This window comes from Paraburkholderia sp. SIMBA_030 (assembly GCF_046535245.1).
GTDB lineage: Bacteria > Pseudomonadota > Gammaproteobacteria > Burkholderiales > Burkholderiaceae > Paraburkholderia.
This window is the reverse complement of sequence record NZ_JAWRXB010000008.1, coordinates 64335-82032: the sequence shown is the minus strand read 5'-3', so window position 1 is coordinate 82032 and position 17698 is coordinate 64335. Positions and strand designations below refer to the sequence as shown.

The 17698-nt window shown below is 63.8% G+C and carries 17 protein-coding genes; 11 read left to right on the top strand and 6 right to left on the bottom strand.

The features are described 5' to 3' along the window. Position 1 precedes the first annotated feature (1 nt). Positions 2-1552, top strand: coding sequence for an efflux transporter outer membrane subunit (locus SB772_RS15280; RefSeq protein WP_410834081.1), 1551 nt, complete (start codon positions 2-4; stop codon positions 1550-1552). A gap of 142 nt (positions 1553-1694) precedes the next feature. On the opposite strand, the gene SB772_RS15275 is transcribed toward SB772_RS15280, so the two are convergent. Continuing rightward, the gene (locus SB772_RS15275; protein ID WP_410834080.1) at positions 1695-3104 is read right to left on the bottom strand and encodes a nucleobase:cation symporter-2 family protein; all 1410 of its coding nucleotides are present in this window, start codon (positions 3102-3104) and stop codon (positions 1695-1697) included. On the opposite strand from SB772_RS15275, the gene SB772_RS15270 reads away from it, so the two are divergent. The 4 genes from SB772_RS15270 (at position 3091) to fghA (ending at position 7181) form a co-directional block, all read left to right on the top strand. Continuing rightward, positions 3091-3339, top strand: coding sequence for a hypothetical protein (locus SB772_RS15270; protein ID WP_410834079.1), 249 nt, complete (start codon positions 3091-3093; stop codon positions 3337-3339). The genes SB772_RS15275 and SB772_RS15270 overlap by 14 nt on opposite strands. A 189-nt stretch (positions 3340-3528) precedes the next feature. Then, positions 3529-4974: a xylulokinase gene (locus SB772_RS15265; protein WP_410834078.1), complete on the top strand. Its 1446-nt coding sequence runs from the start codon at positions 3529-3531 to the stop codon at positions 4972-4974. A gap of 222 nt (positions 4975-5196) precedes the next feature. Continuing rightward, positions 5197-6303, top strand: coding sequence for an S-(hydroxymethyl)glutathione dehydrogenase/class III alcohol dehydrogenase (locus SB772_RS15260; protein WP_028197996.1), 1107 nt, complete (start codon positions 5197-5199; stop codon positions 6301-6303). Between the two features lie 26 nt (positions 6304-6329). Continuing rightward, positions 6330-7181, top strand: a complete 852-nt coding sequence (fghA, locus tag SB772_RS15255) for an S-formylglutathione hydrolase (RefSeq protein ID WP_410834077.1) — start codon at positions 6330-6332, stop codon at positions 7179-7181. A 71-nt stretch (positions 7182-7252) separates the two neighbouring features. Here fghA and SB772_RS15250 read toward each other — a convergent pair whose 3' ends face one another. The 4 genes from SB772_RS15250 to SB772_RS15235 all read right to left on the bottom strand — a co-directional run bounded on the left by SB772_RS15250 (position 7253) and on the right by SB772_RS15235 (position 10404). After that, a complete protein-coding gene (locus SB772_RS15250; protein ID WP_410834076.1) occupies positions 7253-8035 on the bottom strand; it encodes a metal ABC transporter permease in 783 nt (260 codons plus the stop codon). Continuing rightward, on the bottom strand, positions 8028-8999 hold the full coding sequence (locus SB772_RS15245) for an ABC transporter ATP-binding protein (protein WP_410834075.1): 972 nt from the start codon (positions 8997-8999) through the stop codon (positions 8028-8030). Before SB772_RS15245 ends, SB772_RS15250 begins: the two co-directional genes overlap by 8 nt. Beyond that, positions 8996-9949 carry a metal ABC transporter solute-binding protein gene (locus tag SB772_RS15240; RefSeq protein ID WP_410834074.1) on the bottom strand — a complete coding sequence of 318 codons (954 nt, stop codon included), beginning with the start codon at positions 9947-9949 and terminating at the stop codon, positions 8996-8998. Before SB772_RS15240 ends, SB772_RS15245 begins: the two co-directional genes overlap by 4 nt. Before the next feature lie 65 nt (positions 9950-10014). Then, positions 10015-10404, bottom strand: a complete 390-nt coding sequence (locus tag SB772_RS15235; RefSeq protein ID WP_410834073.1) for a hypothetical protein — start codon at positions 10402-10404, stop codon at positions 10015-10017. 82 nt (positions 10405-10486) lie between these two features. On the opposite strand from SB772_RS15235, the gene SB772_RS15230 reads away from it, so the two are divergent. The 6 genes from SB772_RS15230 to SB772_RS15205 all read left to right on the top strand — a co-directional run bounded on the left by SB772_RS15230 (position 10487) and on the right by SB772_RS15205 (position 16567). Then, a complete protein-coding gene (locus tag SB772_RS15230; protein ID WP_410834072.1) occupies positions 10487-11269 on the top strand; it encodes an L-iditol 2-dehydrogenase in 783 nt (260 codons plus the stop codon). 91 nt (positions 11270-11360) lie between these two features. After that, a complete protein-coding gene (locus SB772_RS15225) occupies positions 11361-12683 on the top strand; it encodes an ABC transporter substrate-binding protein (RefSeq protein WP_410834319.1) in 1323 nt (440 codons plus the stop codon). A 177-nt stretch (positions 12684-12860) separates the two neighbouring features. Further along, positions 12861-13796: a carbohydrate ABC transporter permease gene (locus SB772_RS15220; RefSeq protein ID WP_410834071.1), complete on the top strand. Its 936-nt coding sequence runs from the start codon at positions 12861-12863 to the stop codon at positions 13794-13796. Further along, on the top strand, positions 13793-14662 hold the full coding sequence (locus SB772_RS15215) for a carbohydrate ABC transporter permease (protein WP_410834070.1): 870 nt from the start codon (positions 13793-13795) through the stop codon (positions 14660-14662). Before SB772_RS15220 ends, SB772_RS15215 begins: the two co-directional genes overlap by 4 nt. Continuing rightward, the gene (locus tag SB772_RS15210) at positions 14659-15360 is read left to right on the top strand and encodes an HAD family hydrolase (protein WP_410834069.1); all 702 of its coding nucleotides are present in this window, start codon (positions 14659-14661) and stop codon (positions 15358-15360) included. The genes SB772_RS15215 and SB772_RS15210 overlap by 4 nt, the downstream gene beginning before the upstream one ends. A 97-nt stretch (positions 15361-15457) precedes the next feature. After that, on the top strand, positions 15458-16567 hold the full coding sequence (locus SB772_RS15205) for an ABC transporter ATP-binding protein (RefSeq protein ID WP_410834068.1): 1110 nt from the start codon (positions 15458-15460) through the stop codon (positions 16565-16567). Between the two features lie 112 nt (positions 16568-16679). Here SB772_RS15205 and SB772_RS15200 read toward each other — a convergent pair whose 3' ends face one another. Continuing rightward, on the bottom strand, positions 16680-17627 hold the full coding sequence (locus SB772_RS15200; protein WP_410834067.1) for a sugar-binding transcriptional regulator: 948 nt from the start codon (positions 17625-17627) through the stop codon (positions 16680-16682). Between the last annotated feature and the right edge of the window lie 71 nt (positions 17628-17698).

Here is a 17698-nt window from a genome sequence, read left to right as displayed (position 1 = left end):
GATGCAAAAACACTCTTTGATTGCAGTGGCGGTCGCGTTCCTCGCCGCGGGTTGCACGATGGCGCCGAAGTACGAGCGCCCGGCCGCACCCGTGTCGGGGGCCTTCCCGGCCGGCGGCGTGTACGAAACGCAGCCGGGTGCGACCCAGCCTGGCACGACTGGACAACCGGGTGCATCGAGCGCCGCGCGCAGCGCGAATGGTCAGGCCGCCGTCGATATCGGCTGGCGCGATTTCTTCGTCGACGCGCGTTTGCAGCGGCTGATCGAAATCGCGCTGAAGAACAACCGCGATCTGCGCGTGTCGGTGCTGAATATTCAGGCGTCGCAGGCGCAGTATCAGATCACCCGCGCGGCGCTGTTCCCGACGCTCAACGCCGCGGCGTCGCAAACCAAACAGCGCACGCCGAAAGATCTGACGGTGGCTGGTCTGACGATCTCCAACACCTACTCGGTCGGTCTGAACGCCTCGTGGGAAATCGACTTCTTCGGGCGGATCCAGAGCCTGAAGGACCAGGCGCTGGCCCAGTACCTGGCGACCGCTCAGGCGCGCAAGGCGGCGGAAATCTCGCTGGTGTCGCAGGTGGCGAATCAGTACCTGACGGTGCTCGAACTCGACGATCTGCTGAAAGTCACGCAGGGCACGCTGAAGACCGCGCAGGAGTCGTACCGGATCACCAAGCTGCAGTTCGATACCGGCACCGGTTCGGAACTCGATTTGCGGCAAGCGCAATCGGTGGTCGAGCAGGCCAGCGCGAGCATGCAGTCGCAGGCGCGTCTGCGGGCTCAGGCTGAGAACGCCTTGGTGCTGCTGATCGGCGAGCCGTTGCCGGCGGATCTGCCGCCGGGCTCGACGCTCGACAATCAGAATCTCCTCACGGACATTCCGGCGGGCTTGCCGTCCGATCTGCTGACACGCCGGCCGGACATCGCCGAAGCCGAGGAGAATCTCCTCGCGGCCAACGCGAACATCGGTGCGGCACGTGCGGCGTTCTTCCCGCAGGTCTCGCTGACGGGCAGCTTCGGCACGCTCAGCCCCACGCTCGGCGGTCTGTTCAAGCCGGGGTCGGCGGCGTGGAGCTTCGCGCCGTCGATCACGCTGCCGATTTTCGAGGGCGGTCAGAACAAGGCCAATCTCGATCTCGCCCACGTGCAGAAGAACATCCAGATCGCGACGTACGAAAAGGCGATCCAGACGGCCTTCCGCGAAGTGGCGGATGGACTGGCGGCACGCGGCACGTACGATCAGCAGATTCAGGCGCTCGAGCGCAATGCCTTTGCCGAACAGCGCCGGCTGGATCTGTCGAATCTGCGCTACACGAACGGGGTCGACAGCTATCTGTCGGTGCTGACCGCGCAGACCGATCTGTATTTGTCGCAGCAGTTGCTGGTTACCGCGCGGATGCAGCGTCTGCAGAACCTAGTCACGTTGTATCAGGCTCTGGGCGGCGGCTGGATCGAACGCAACGGCGAGCAGCCGCGTCCGGCCGATGCGCCGGTCGATTATGGCGCGGCAAGTGCGCCGGTGGCGGCTTCCGCGGCGACGGCGGGTTAAGCCTCGTCGCAGCGAGCGCGTGCGGCGGGTTTCTGTTTCAGGGAGCCCGCCTCACGCGGCCGGCAATCAAAAAACGCCACGGCATGCCCGTGGCGTTTTTTTTATCCGCAGCGCCTGCGCGGCGCTTGCTAGCTTGTGACGCTCAATGCATGTCCGCTGCCCGCAGCATCTCGTCACCTTGTGGTTCATTGCCGCCGCGCCCGTCGAAATCGTGCCCTGCCCGGCGAATTTCACACTGCGCTTTCTTCTCGCTTTTGACGCCGTTGAAGATCAGGTTCAGCACCACCGCCGACACCGACGCCAGCAAGATCCCGCTATGCAGGAGCGGCGACAGGGTGGGCGGCAGTTTCGAGAAGAACTGCGGCGACACCACCGGCACCAGACCCAGACCGATACTCACCGCGACGATGAACAGGTTGTGGTGGTTCTTCACGAAGTCGACCTTCGACAGCACCTTGATGCCGTTCGCCGCGACCATCCCGAACATCACGATGCCCGCGCCGCCGAGCACGAAGGCCGGCACCGACGCCACCACTTGCGCCATCTTCGGGAACAGGCCCAGCAGCACCAGGATCACGCCGCCCATCGCGCAAACGAAGCGGCTCTTCACGCCCGTCACGCCGATCAGGCCGACGTTCTGCGAGAACGAGGTATGCGGAAACGAGTTGAAGATGCCGCCGATGAGCGTGCCCAGACCGTCGACGCGCAGGCCGCGCACCAGCGTCTTCTGATCGACCGGACGATCGACCATGTCGCCGACCGCGAGGAACATGCCGGTCGATTCGATGAAGGTGACGAACATCACGGTGACCATCGTCGCGATCGAGAGCGGATCGAAGTGCGGCAGGCCGAAGTGGAACGGCATCACGAAGCCGACCCACGGTGCGTGCGTGACGCCGTCCATGTTGACGCGGCCTAGCGCCAGCGCGATCACGAAGCCCGCCACGATGCCGAGCAGCACGGAAATGTTGGCGATAAAGCCTTTGGCGAACTTGTTGATGAGCAGAATCAGCATCAGCACGAGCAGTGACAGGCCCAGATACACCGGATTGCCGTAGTCGGGATTGCCGACGCCGCCGGCCGCCCAGTTGATGCCCACTTCCATCAACGACAAACCGATCACCGAGATCACCACGCCGACCACGACCGGCGGGAAGAACCGCAACAACTTGCCGATCGCAGGGGCGAGGACGATGCCCACGACCCCGGCCGCGATCGTCGAGCCGAAGATGTCGAGAATGCCGAGCGAAGGATTGGTGCCGATCGCGACCATCGGACCGACGGCGGCGAACGTGCAACCCATGATGACCGGCAGACGGATGCCGAAGATCCACAGCCCGAGTGTCTGAATCAGCGTGGCGATGCCGCAGGAAAACAGATCGGCGCTGATCAGGAACGCGATCTGGTCTTTCGGCAGCTTGAGTGCCGCACCGAGGATCAGCGGCACCGCGACTGCGCCGGCGTACATCACCAACACGTGCTGAATGCCGAGCGTGAGCAACTGGCCTGCGGGCAGCCGCTCGTCGCACGGGTGAACCGTGTTCGATTGCATTTTGTCTCTCTCCACCATCTCGTTTTGGGATGGCTCCAAGGTATGCGGAACGAAAAAGTGCAACAAGACCGCTGGGGCCTATTCCGGCATTCCCGGTGACGATATGCGCGAAGGGCGTTTGAAAGCCAGAAGAAATGCGCGCACCGCCCAAAACGGCGGCAAGCCCTATGCAGCGGCGACGCGTGGCAGCGCGCGGCACAGCCCGGCTTCAGGTGATATGTGTGAGAATCGATGAGGTGTATCTCGCTCAGCGCATAGTACTGTTTTCTTACGGCTCGCGACGTGGCGGGGTTAACCCGCGAATCGCAGTTTTCCGCGTGAGTCCTGACGCGTTGCCGATGCGGGTCCGCGATGACGGACAATGCATCACTCCCGGCACCTTCTGCGTGCTTATTCCCATGCCTGACCTGACGTTTTTTCGCTCATGAGTTTTCTTGGCATCGACCTCGGCACCGGCTCTCTAAAAGTAGCAATCGTCGACAAAAACGGCCGCGAGCAAGCGGCGGCGAGCGTCGCTTATGCGCTCGATACACCGCATCCCGGCTGGGCGGAAACGTCGGTGCAAACCTGGTGGCGTGCGCTCTGCGAAGCGGCGGCGCGTTTGCCCGCCGATTTGCGTCGCGATGTTCAGGCGATCGGCTTCTCCGGACAGATGCACGGCGTCGTGTTGATCGACGCCGATGGTGAAGCGGTGCGCCCAGCGATGCTCTGGCCCGACACGCGCGCGTTGGCGTTGCTCGATCTATGGCCCGAGCCGCAAGCCAATCCGGTTGCGCCAGGCATGGCCGGTCCGTTGCTGCGCTGGATCATGCAGCATGAACCGCAGTCCGCGCGAAAGACGCGTTGGGCGCTGCAACCCAAGGACTGGTTGCGCGTCGCCTTGGGCGGCGTGGTCGCGACCGATCCGTCCGATGCCTGCGCGACCGCGCTTGCCGATCCCGCAGGTGTGTGGGATCGCGCGTTGCTCGGCCGGCTCGACTTGCCGCATGAATGGTTCGCGCCGTTGGCGCCCTCGTATGCGGCGGGCGGCGTGTTGTCGGCGCACGCCGCGCAAGCGCTCGGTCTGCGCGCCGGCATCGTGCTCGCGACCGGCGCCGCCGATACGCCGTGCGCGGCGCTCGGCAGCGGTCTCGCTCGCGACGGCGACGCGCTGCTTACCACCGGCACCGGCGGACAGATCGTCGTGCTTGCCGAACACACGCCGGGCGCGGTGCGAGGCCTGCATCGTTATCGCGCGGCGAGCGATCACTGGTATCGGATGGCGGCGATGCAAAACGTCGGCGTCGCGCTTGAACGTGTGCGGGGCTGGCTGTCGTATGAGTGGGCCGATGCTTATCGGGAAGCATTCGGTGAGGCATCCGGCAGCACCGAGGCCGCAGCAGCAGGTCTCACGTTTTTGCCATACCTCACCGGCGAGCGCACGCCTTGGCTCAATCCGGCCGCGCGTGGCGGCTGGCTCGGCCTCGCGCTCGACCACACGCGCGGCACGATGATGCGTGCAGCTTTCGAAGGCGTGGCGTTCTCGTTGCGCGCCGGGCTCGATGCGATTCGTCGGAGTGGCGCGACGGTCGCCGCATTGAAGCTCGCCGGCGGCGGTTCCGTGGATGCGCGCTGGCGGCAGTTGCTCGCCGATGCGCTCGACGTCGAGTTGCATGCGGTCGATTGTCCCAACGCGGCGCCGCGTGGCGCGGCGATCCTCGGCGGCCTCGCGAGCGGCCATTGGCATGCGGGCGATCTGGCGGGATTGGCGCCGGGCGCAACGCGTGTCGCCGGCCCGCAAGGCGATACAGCGCTCGCCGAGCGTTACGCGCGCTTTCTCGATCTCTATGGTCGCGTCGAAAGCTGGTTCGGCGAAGACAAGGCTCAGTAACCGCGGCGATGTCACGTTCAGACAACGCCGCGACGTACTTTGCAATACCATGACGGCTTTCGCGCGCTAAGTTATTCGTGGGTACGCGCTGCCGCGCGCCGGCCACGCCGTCCGTGCGCAGCGCGGTACACGAATTAACTGCAGCAGCCGAACCGCAACACCGGCGCACCGCGAGATATCCTGCGACGCGCCACGCATTCACAGACTCACAGGAGCTTCACGATGAAGACCAAAGCAGCAATCGCATGGAAAGCAGGCGCCCCGTTGACGATCGAGGAAGTGGATCTGGAAGGGCCGCGCGCCGGTGAAGTGCTGATCGAAGTGAAGGCGACGGGCATCTGTCACACCGATTACTACACGCTGTCCGGCGCGGACCCGGAAGGCATCTTCCCGGCGATTCTCGGCCACGAAGGTGCGGGCGTGATCGTCGATGTCGGCCCGGGTGTCGGCACGCTGAAGAAGGGCGATCACGTGATTCCGCTCTACACGCCGGAATGCCGCCAGTGCAAGTTTTGCCTGTCGCGCAAGACCAATCTCTGCCAGGCGATCCGTTCGACGCAAGGTAAGGGTCTGATGCCCGATGCCACGTCGCGTTTCTCGCTCGACGGCAAGCCGCTGTTTCACTACATGGGCACGTCCACGTTTTCGAACTACATTGTCGTGCCGGAAATTGCGGTCGCGAAGGTGCGTGAAGACGCACCGTTCGACAAGATCTGCTACATCGGCTGCGGCGTGACGACGGGCGTCGGTGCGGTCGTGTATTCGGCGAAGGTGGAAGCAGGCGCGAACGTGGTGGTGTTCGGTCTCGGCGGCATCGGCCTGAATGTGATTCAGGGCGCGAAGATGGTCGGTGCGGATAAGATCATCGGCGTCGATCTCAATCCTGGCCGTGTGGAACTGGCGAAGAAGTTCGGCATGACCCACTTCATCAACCCGAACGAAGTCGAAAACGTGGTTGACCACATCGTGCAACTCACCGATGGCGGTGCGGACTACTCGTTCGAGTGCATCGGCAACACGAAGGTGATGCGTCAGGCGCTGGAGTGCACGCACAAGGGCTGGGGGCAGTCGTTCATCATCGGCGTGGCGGCGGCGGGCGAAGAAATCAGCACGCGTCCGTTCCAGCTGGTAACGGGGCGCGAGTGGAAGGGCTCGGCGTTCGGCGGCGCGCGTGGCCGCACCGACGTGCCGAAGATTGTCGACTGGTACATGGAAGGCAAGATCAACATCGACGATCTGATTACGCACCGTCTGCCGCTCGAACGGATCAACGAAGGCTTCGATCTGATGAAGAAAGGCGAGTCGATCCGCTCGGTCGTGCTGTATTAATCCTGAACTGAGCGAGGAGCATCGCGATGCTTGAGCTATTGTCGTCGCACGCCTGTCACGGCGGCGAGCAGCGCATCTACCGGCACGATTCGCAAACCATCGGTCTGTCGATGCGCTTCTCGGTGTATCTGCCGCCGCAGGCATTGCAGGCCAACGCGAACGTGCCCGCGCTGTTCTATCTCGCAGGCCTGACCTCCACCGAAGAGACCTTTCCGATCAAGGCCGGCGCACAGCGCTTTGCCGCGCAATACGGCATTGCGCTGATCGCGCCGGACACGAGTCCGCGCGGTGCGGGCGTGCCGGGCGAAAGCGCGGCGTGGGACTTCGGCGTGGGGGCGGGTTTCTACGTCGATGCGACGCGAGAGCCGTGGTCGAAGCACTATCGGATGTACTCGTACGTGCGCGACGAATTGCGCGAAACGGTGCTCGCGAATCTGCCGGCGGACGGCGCGCGCCTTGGCATTTTCGGGCATTCGATGGGCGGTCATGGCGCGTTGGTGCTGGCGCTGCGCAACCCGGAGATTTACCGCTCGGTATCGGCATTCGCGCCGATTGCCGCGCCTTCACGGTGCCCTTGGGGCAACAAGGCGTTCGGTGGTTATCTGGGCGAAGACCGTGAAACGTGGAAGCAGTACGACGCGAGCGAGCTCGTCGCGCAGGCGTCGCGCAAGTTCGCGGCGGGGATTCTGGTCGATCAGGGACTGGCGGATCAGTTTCTCGCCGAGCAGTTGAACCCGGACGTGTTCGAAGCCGCTTGCAAGGCGGCAGGGCAGACGCTGACGCTACGCCGCCACGCGGGCTACGACCACGGGTACTACTTCATCTCGACGTTCATCGAAGATCACATCGCGCATCACGCGGAGGTGCTGTTCGGTTGAAATCGCGCCGAGCGATGGGACGGCATGCAAAGTGTGCGGTCGCCATCGCGGCGAGCGCGGCTCAGGGCCGTTCAGTGCCGCCTCAGCAAACTCCCGCCATACACGACGCCCGACAGCACGGTGATCCAGAAGCTCGTCGGCCAGTCGGTATAGAACGCCAGCGTCAGACCCAGCCACGCCTGGAACAATGCGAACGCGGCGGCGAGCACGAGACCGGTCGAAAGCCGTGTCGTCATGTTCTGCGCCGCGGCGGCCGGGCCGACCATCAGCGTGAACACCAGCAGCACGCCGACGATCTGCGTACACGCCGCCACCGCCAGCGCCGCGATCGCCAGAAACAGCACCGACACCAGACGCAACGACACACCCTTGGCTTCGGCCAGTTCCGGTTGCAACGAAGCGAACAGCAACGGCCGCATGATCGCCGCGAGCGCCAGCAAACTGACGACGCCCAGACCCGCGAGCACGCCGAGCGTCGACGCGTTCACGCCGAGCACGTTGCCGAACAGCAGCGCGGTGACTTGCGTCGCGTACTCGGTGAAGAAGTGCAGGAACAGCAAACCGAAGCCGAGCGACAGCGACAGGATCACGCCGATTGCCACATCGCGTCCGGCAAGCCGTTCGCCGAGCGCGCCCATGCCGACACCCGCGGCCAGCGTGAAGCCGATCATCCCCCAGATCGGCGAGATGCCGATCAGCGCCGCACCGGTCGCGCCCGTGAAGCCGACATGCGATAGCGCGTGACCCGCGAAGGTCTGTCCGCGCATCACCAGAAAATAGCCGACCACCCCAGACAGCACCGCGACGATCCCCGACGCCGCGAACGCGTTCACCATGAAATCGTATTCAAACATCGTGCGTGTGTCCGTCGCGTGAGTCGTGCTGGTGTGAGTGACCATGAGCGTGGCTGTGGGCATGCGAATGCGCATGGCCGCCGTTCTCGTCCTGTTCGTGCTCGTGATCGTGCTTTTCGACTTCGACATCGCCGGACATCACGAAGATGCGGCCGTTCACGCGCATCACGTCGATCGGCGAACCGTACAGACGCGACAGCACCGGTTTGGTAATCACTTCGTCGACGGTGCCGAGCGCGGCGACACCGCTGCCCAGATACAGCACGCGATCGAGCGAGTTCAGCAGCGGATTCAGTTCATGCGCCGAGAACAGCACGGCGATGCCGAGTTCCTGCTGCACGCGCCGCACCAGTTCGACCACGCTCTTCTGATGATGCGGATCGAGACTGATCAGCGGTTCGTCGAGCAGCAGCAGTTTCGGATTGCCCAGCAGGCATTGCGCGAGCAGCAGACGCTGACGCTCGCCCCCCGACAGTTCCGACAACGGCCGCGCGGCCAGCGCACGGCCGCCGACCAGGTCCAGCACCCGCTCGACATCGGCGCGGGTCGTGCGGTCCGCGTGCGGCACGCCCCAGCGGTGGCCGTCGGCGGCCATCGCGACGAAATCGCGGCCGCGCACGCGGCGGCCCGCCAGCGCGCTACGCGTTTGCGGCATATAGCCGATCGACGCATTGCCGCGCTCGACCGGTTGCCCCAGCACGCGAATCGCGCCGCTGGCGGCAGGTACGAGACCGAGCACGGCGCGCATCAGCGTCGTCTTGCCCGCGCCGTTCGGCCCGAGCACGCCGATGAATTCGCCCTGGTTGACCACGAAGCCGGTGTCGCGCAGGATCGTGCGGCCACCGAGTTCCAGCGTCACGTGTTCGAGTTCGAGCACGGGCGCGTTGCCTCGCGCGTTGGCGGGCGCGCTTGCTGGTGCGCTTGTAGGTGCATTCGCTGGCGCGCCGCGGCCAGTCACATTCATTGCGTTTTTCCTTTGCTGGCCGAGGTTGCGCCTGCATCGCCCGCGGCCAGCGCCGTGGAGAGCGCGTCGAGTTGCGTCAGCATCCACGTCTGATAGGTCTTGCCGGCCGGTTCGGTTTCGGTGACGCTCATGGTCGGCACCTTCGATTGCTGCGCAAGCTTCAACATGCGTTTGGTCAGGGCCTCGGTTGCCTGGCTGTTATAGATCAGCACGCGCACGCGCTTTTCGCGCAGATCGCGTTCGAACGCGGCGATATCGGCCGCGCTTGCTTCGGTGTTGTTCATCGTCGCCAGCTGGAAGCGCAGGTTGCGCATCGTCAGGCCCACCGCGTCCGACATGTAGCCGAACACCGGCTCGGTCGCCGTCACCGGCACGCCCGCGTAGTGCGCATGCAGTTCGGCGACCTTGGCGTCGATCGGTTTGAGCGAATCGAGAAACTTCGCGAGGTTCGCATCGTACGCCGACTTGTGCGCCGGGTCAGCCGCGACGAGCGCCGCGCTCACCGCGCGGGCTACCGCGGGCATGGTCGACGGTTCGTACCACAGGTGCGGATTGTCGCCGCTCTTTTTGCCGACGAGTTCGGCGGCGACGATCGTGGTGCGCTTCGCGTTCTTCGAGGCGGCGAGCAGCTTGGCCATCCACGGATCGTAATCGGCACCGTTGTAGACCACAAGGCTCGCATGCTGCAACGCGCGCGCTGTCTTCGGGCTGGCTTCGAACAGATGCGGGTCCTGATCGGGGTTGCTGAGGATGCTCGTCACGTCGACCCGGTCGCCGCCCAGTTGCTGCACCACGTCGCCGTAGAAGTTTTCCGCCGCGACCACCGGGATTTTCGCGTCGGCGGCCAACGCGCCATGACCGAGTGCGAACGCCGCGGCGCCCACGGCCACGTACTTCGACAGCTTCAGCGCACGGCGCGCCGCGTTCCACATCGAGCCGATTTTTTTCATCGTTGTGCCCCTGTTGAGTGAGAGTTGAATGAACCAAAAAAGTCAGGAATGGCAATTGCTCACGTTCATCGCGACGTGCAGCCGGGCTGGGCGGCATGAGTGTATGCCGCGTACAGGTCGCTCAGTTCGATCAGTGGGCGGGTGCACATCGAAGCCGTGCGCCGGCGCGCTATGCGACCGCTGTTCGGCGAGTTCGCCGCCGGGAATCTCGAATCGCGGTAGCCATCAGCGCGGACCTCCTGACGAACGGGCAAGGTTTCGAAGCGAAGCGAGGTCGAAATGATATAACGTATCTCGAGTCTTTTGTCAGCGCGTTGAACAGAAAGCAGACCGGCCGTTCGAGGTTTCTTGTTATGTGTGTCGATCGGGCCGGAGACGAGTGCTGAGATCCTGCCGCGCTGCACCATCGAAATCTGCTCGCGCGGCTTGACATGACCCGGTGCGTATCCGATCATTCGATCACAAGCAGAGCAATTGTTCGCGCAATGAGCGTTCGCTCACTGCGCCTCAAGAAGCGAAACGAACCGGAGACAAGCGGTGGCGGCACGATTGCAAAACAAGGTGGCCATTCTGACGGGCGCGGCAAGCGGAATCGGTGAAGCCGTGGCCCGGCGATATCTGGATGAAGGCGCGCGCGTCGTGCTGGTCGACGTGAAGCCGGCCGACAGTTTTGGCGAAGCGCTGCTCGCCGGCCACGCCGACCGGGTCCTCACCGTCAGCGCCGATGTGACGCGTCGCGAGGATATTCAACGGATTGTCGCGAGCACCCTCGAACGGTTCGGCCAGATCGACATCTTGTTCAATAATGCGGCGCTGTTCGACATGCGGCCGCTGCTCGACGAATCCTGGGACGTGTTCGACCGCCTCTTCTCGGTCAATGTAAAAGGCATGTTCTTCCTGATGCAGGCCGTTGCGCAGCGCATGGTCGAGCAGGGCCATGGCGGCAAGATCATCAATATGTCGTCGCAGGCCGGCCGGCGCGGCGAGGCGCTCGTCTCTCACTACTGCGCAACCAAGGCTGCCGTACTAAGCTATACACAGTCCGCGGCGCTCGCCTTGGCGCCGCACAAGATCAACGTCAACGGAATTGCCCCCGGGGTCGTGGATACGCCGATGTGGGATCAGGTCGATGCGCTCTTCGCCCGCTACGAGAACCGCCAGCCGGGCGAGAAGAAGCGTCTGGTCGGCGAGGCGGTGCCGCTCGGCCGCATGGGCCTGCCCGAGGACCTGACCGGCGCGGCGCTGTTCCTGGCTTCCGCCGATGCCGACTACATCACCGCGCAGACCCTGAACGTCGACGGCGGTAACTGGATGAGCTAACGGACGTGCTGTCACCGGCTCGCTGCCCCGTTTACATGAGAACGCAGTAAAACATAACGTACTAGAAAGGAGACAAGTGATGATAGCAGCCATGAAACCCGTCATGAAACCCGCGCTCAAGGCGCTCGGCGCCGCCGCCGTTGCGTGCGCCGCATTGAACGCGTCCGCCGCGACGGTGACGATTGCGACCTTGAACAACCCGGACATGATCGAGCTGAAGAAGCTGTCGCCGGCATTCGAGCAGGCCAATCCGGACATCAAGCTCAACTGGGTGATTCTCGAAGAAAACGTGTTGCGTCAGCGTGCCACCACCGACATTACGACCGGCAGCGGCCAGTTCGACGTGTTGACGATCGGTGCCTACGAGACGCCGCAATGGGGCAAGCGCGGCTGGCTCGCGCCGCTCACGAACCTGCCCGCCAGCTACGATCTGAACGACGTCGTGAAGACGGCCCGCGACGGGCTGTCCTACAACGGCTCGCTGTACGCGCTGCCGTTCTACGTCGAAAGCTCGATGACTTACTACCGCAAGGACCTGTTTGCGGCGAAAGGTCTGACCATGCCGGATCAGCCGACCTATGACCAGATCCAGCAGTTCGCCGACAAGCTCACCGACAAGGCCAACGGCGTCTACGGTATCTGCCTGCGCGGCAAGGCCGGCTGGGGCGAGAACATGGCGTACGTGACGACGCTCGTGAACACCTCCGGCGGCCGCTGGTTCGACGAGAAGTGGAATCCGCAACTCACTTCGCCGGAATGGAAGAAGGCGGTCTCGTTTTACGTCAACCTGCTGCAAAAAAACGGTCCTCCGGGAGCGAGCTCGAACGGCTTCAACGAAAACCTGACGTTGATGTCATCGGGCAAGTGCGCGATGTGGATCGATGCGACGGTGGCGGCCGGCATGCTGTACAACAAGCAGCAATCGCAGATCGCTGACAAGGTCGGCTTTGCCGCGGCGCCGACCGAAGTCACGCCGCACGGCTCGCACTGGCTGTGGGCCTGGGCGCTGGCGATTCCGAAAACGTCGAAGCAGACCGAAGCCGCGAAGAAGTTCATCGAATGGGCGACCTCGAAGGAATACATCGAGATGGTCGCGAAGGACGAAGGCTGGGCCTCGGCGCCTCCGGGAACCCGTCAGTCGACCTACGCACGTCCCGAGTACAAGGCGGCGGCGCCGTTTGCCGGCTTCGTGCTGAAGGCGATCGAGACGGCTGATCCGAACCATCCGACGGCGAAGCCGGTGCCGTACACCGGTGTGCAGTTCGTCGGCATTCCTGAGTTCCAGTCGTTCGGCACGGTAGTGGGCCAGAGTATCTCGGGTGCGCTCGCCGGCCAGATGACGGTCGATCAGGCTCTGGCGGCCGGCCAGGCCACCGCCGGACGCGCCGTGCGTCAGGCGGGTTATCTGAAGTGACGTGAAACATGCCGGCTGGCGCCAGTCAGCCGGCCCTTGCAGCACAGCGGGCCGTCACGGCTGAACCGTTACGCCTGAGCCACACGCCGGTCGCACCTGCCTCGCCGCGACCGGCGGCGCCCCGGGTTGAACCTCAGCCGCGCGTGTTCCGCGCATTACCGAACAGGTGGTCACATCATGCGTCCTCTGCGCCTTCCTCTCATGCATGCCCATCCCCAGACCGAAAAAGAGCGCGAAACGCGCAAGGCCGCGTCCGCGCGCTGGCTGGTGACACCTTCCACGGCCGTGCTGGTGCTGTGGATGGCGATTCCGCTGGCGATGACGATCTGGTTTTCGTTCACGCATTACAACCTGCTCAACCCCGATGCAAAGGGTTTTGCCGGCATCGACAACTACCAGTACCTTGCTACCGACCCGTCGTTCGGCCCGTCGATCGGCCATACGCTCGAACTGATCGTCGCCACGCTGGTGATCACGGTGGTGGGCGGCGTGCTGATGTCGGTGCTGTTCGACCGCAAGTTCTACGGCCAGGGTATCGCACGGCTGCTAGCGATTGCGCCGTTCTTCGTCATGCCGACCGTGAGCGCGCTGATCTGGAAGAACATGATCCTGCATCCGGTGTACGGCCTGATCGCGCAGGGTATGCGCGCCATCGGACTGCGGCCGGTCGACTGGTTCGCCGACTATCCGCTCACCGCGATCATCATGATCGTCTCGTGGCAATGGTTGCCGTTCGCCTTCCTGATCCTGTTCACCGCGATCCAGTCGCTCGACCAGGAGCAGAAGGAAGCGGCGAAGATCGACGGTGCGGGCGCGTTCTCGATGTTCTTCTACATCACGCTGCCGCACCTTAGACGGGCCATTGCGGTCGTGGTGATGATGGAAACCATTTTCCTGCTGTCGATCTTCGCGGAAATCTACACGACCACGGGCGGCGGCCCCGGCACGGCGACCACCACGCTGTCTTACCTGATCTACGCGCTCGGCCTGCAACAGTTCGACGTCGGGCTTGCCTCGGCGGGCGGGATTCTCGCCGTGGTGCTGGCCAACATCGTGTCGTTCTTCCTTGTGCGGATGCTCGCGAAGAACCTGAAAGGGGAGTACGAAAAATGAGCCACGTTGCCGCTTCACCCGTCGCATCGACGACGGCATCATCGAAGAACGCGCCGTGGGCCGTCTTCAAGCGCGCCATTCCAGGTGTGGTCGCCTGGGCGATTGCGCTGCTGCTGTTCTTCCCGATCTTCTGGATGACGATTACCGCGTTCAAGACCGAGCAGCAGGCTTACGCATCGTCGCTGTTCTTCATCCCTACGCTCGACAGTTTTCGCGAGGTATTCGCGCGCAGCAACTATTTCGCGTTCGCGTGGAATTCGGTGCTGATTTCGGCGGGCGTCACGGTGGTGTGCCTGCTGCTCGCCGTGCCGTGCGCCTATGCGATGGCATTCTTTCCGACGCGCCGCACGCAGGGTTTGCTGCTGTGGATGCTGTCGACCAAGATGATGCCTTCGGTCGGCGTGCTGGTGCCGATTTATCTGCTGTGGAAGAACACCGGGATGCTCGATACCGTCTCGGGGCTGATCATCATCTATACGCTGATCAACCTGCCGATTGCGGTGTGGATGACCTTCACGTACTTCGCCGAAATTCCGCGCGACATTCTCGAAGCCGGGCGCATCGACGGGGCGGCGACCTGGCAGGAAATCGTCCACCTGCTGATGCCGATGTCGCTGCCGGGTCTCGCGTCGACCGCACTGCTGCTGGTGATCCTGTCGTGGAACGAGGCGTTCTGGAGCATCAACCTGTCCAGTTCGAACGCGGCGCCGCTGACCGTGTTCATCGCGTCGTATTCGAGTCCTGAGGGGTTGTTCTGGGCCAAGCTGTCCGCGGCTTCGCTGCTGGCGGTCGCGCCGATCCTGATCGTCGGCTGGTTGTCGCAGAAGCAGCTGGTGCGTGGCCTCACCTTCGGGGCGGTCAAATGACGGCAGTGACGACCGCAAGCAACGTCGCGCTGATCTGCGATTGCGACGGCGTGCTGATCGACAGCGAAGCGGTCGCGGCGCACATGCTGGTGCACGAACTGCAAGCGCGCTGGCCCGATACCGACGTCGAGCCGGTGGTGCTGCCGCTGCTCGGTTTGCGCATCGAGAAGGTGCTGCAAGGCACGGCGGCGCAACTCGGCAAAAGCCTGTCCGCCGACGATATCGACGCGATCCGGCAGGCGGTGGAAGCGGCGGCGATGCAGGCGCCCACGGTCGAGGGCATCGAGGCCGCTCTGGCGCAGGTGCCGTTGACCAAAGGGTGCGCGAGCAACAGCTTCCGGCCGTATGTGGAGTTCGTGCTGGCGCGCACCGGCCTTGTCAGGTTTTTCGGCGATCGTATTTTTTGCGCCGACGCGGTGCCGAATCCGAAGCCCGCGCCCGACGTTTATCTGGCCGCGGCGCGCGCGCTCGGTTTGGCCCCTTCGGCCTGCCTCGTGGTCGAAGACAGCGTCACGGGTGTGACGGCCGCGACCACTGCTGGCATGACGGTGCTGGGCTTCATCGGCGGCGGTCATGCGAGCGATACGCAGATCGACGCGTTGCACGCGGCCGGCGCGCGCCATGTATTCGACGACATGCAGCAGTTGCCGGAGCTGGTCGCGCAATGGACATTGAGCGCGACAGCGGCCACGCCCTGAGCACGGCACCCGACGACACCCGGAAACGAATCCACGCAGCTAGAGCAACGCAAACGCAAACGCAAACGCAACACACAGCATTACACGGAGACACATCATGGCAAGCCTGACTCTGCGCAATATCGCGAAGCGCTACGACGACAACGAAGTGATGCGCGACATCAATCTCGACATCGCGGACGGCGAGTTCGTCGTGTTCGTGGGCCCGAGCGGTTGCGGTAAATCGACGCTGATGCGGATGATCGCCGGCCTCGAAGACATCAGCGCCGGCGATCTGACCATCGACAGCGTACGTGTGAACGACATTCCGCCCGCCAAGCGCGGCATCGCGATGGTGTTCCAGTCGTACGCGCTGTATCCGCACATGACGCTGTACGACAACATGGCGTTCGGCCTGAAACTCGCGGGCGCCAAAAAGCCCGAGATCGACGTGGCGGTACGCAATGCGGCGAAGATTCTGCACATCGACCATCTGCTCGATCGCAAACCGAAGCAGCTTTCGGGCGGTCAGCGTCAGCGCGTCGCGATCGGCCGCGCGATTACCCGCAAGCCGAAGGTGTTCCTGTTCGACGAACCGCTGTCGAACCTCGATGCCGCGCTGCGCGTGAAGATGCGCCTCGAATTCGCGCGTCTGCACGACGAACTGAAGACGACCATGATCTACGTGACACACGATCAGGTCGAAGCGATGACGCTGGCCGACAAGATCGTCGTGCTATCGGCGGGGAACGTCGAGCAGGTCGGCAGCCCGACAATGCTCTATCACGCGCCGGCCAACCGTTTCGTCGCGGGCTTCATCGGCTCGCCGAAGATGAACTTCATGGAAGGTGTGGTGCAGTCGGTGTCGCGCGACGGCGTCACAGTGCTCTATGAAACCGGCGAAACGCAACGCGTCGCGGTGGAACCGTCCACCGTCAAGCAGGGCGACAAGGTGACGGTCGGGATTCGTCCGGAGCATCTGCATGTCGGCACGACCGAAGACGGCGTCTCGGCCCGCACGATGGCAGTCGAGTCGCTCGGCGATGCCGCCTATCTGTATGCGGAATCGAGCGTCGCGCCGGATGGGTTGATCGCGCGGATTCCGCCGCTCGATCGCCAGTCGAAAGGCGCGATGCAGAAACTCGGCGCGACGCCGGAGCACTGCCATCTGTTCGACAGCGAAGGCAAAGCCTTCCAGCGCAAGATCGTCGAAGTGCTGGCCGCGTGACGACGGGGAAAGCGGCGGACGCGCTGCTTTCTTTTTATTCACGCATGAGGATCATCGTGGAAAGTCCGGCGCGGCGCCGCGCCGCTATAGGTCGCGCAGGTCAGTGCTGCGTTCAGGCTTCGAGCGCCGCTCGTGCGCACAGTTCGTCCGTCACGAGTCCCGACAGCCAGCCGCCTTTCAGTACCGCGATCACCGCTTCATGCTTGCGCGCTCCGCCGGCAAAGGCGATGGTCGGGCGCTTGGGCGGCGTGTCGAGCGCGATGCTGGTGACGCGCCGGCCGGTCGGCGATTCGACATGCGCGCCGGCGGCGTCGATCGGCAGGCCGAGCATTTCGGCGACCGCGCCGTTCTGCATCAACTCCTTCACTTCCGCCGACGTAATGAAGCCGTCTTCGTGCAGCGGACACTTCGGCCCGATATTGCCGATGCCGACAAACGCGACATCCGCCTGCGCCGACAGCGATTCGACGATGCGGTACAGCCGGTGATTGCACCATTGCGCGCGTTCGGCTTCGCTATCGGCGAGCAGCGGCGCGGGCAGCAGAAAATACTTGCCGCCGGTCTTCTCGGAAATGTGCAGCGCGACGTCGTAGCGGTTCGAGGAGCCGTCCGAGGCGATCGCCCCAACCATCGATACCAACCTGTGTTGCGGACGCTCCAGCTGCGCGATTTGATCGACTGCGGCCTTCAGCGTACGGCCGCTGCTGACCGCGACCACCATCGGTTTTTCTTCGCCGAGATAGCGCTCCATCACCTGCGCGCCGGCCACCGCCAGCTTGCGGTCGACTTCCTCGGTGGTGTCGCTGTCGAACGGCACCACTTCGCACATGCTCAGGCCGTAGCGCTTCGACAGCTGAGCGGCGAGCGCGAGGCAATCGGCCAGTTGATGATCGACCCGCACGCGAATCAGATTCTTCTCCACCGCGAAGGCGACCAGCCGTTGCGCGACCGGGCGCGACACCTGCAGTTTCTCGGCGATTTCGTTCTGGGTATTGCCTGCGACGTAGTAAAGCCAGGCGGCGCGCGTAGCGAGGTCGAGTTTTTCGGTGGACTTGGGCACGGTGACGTTTCGCTTTGAGTGCGCCGATGATAGCAGCCGGTGCTCGCATCGCAACGTATGACAACGTATCG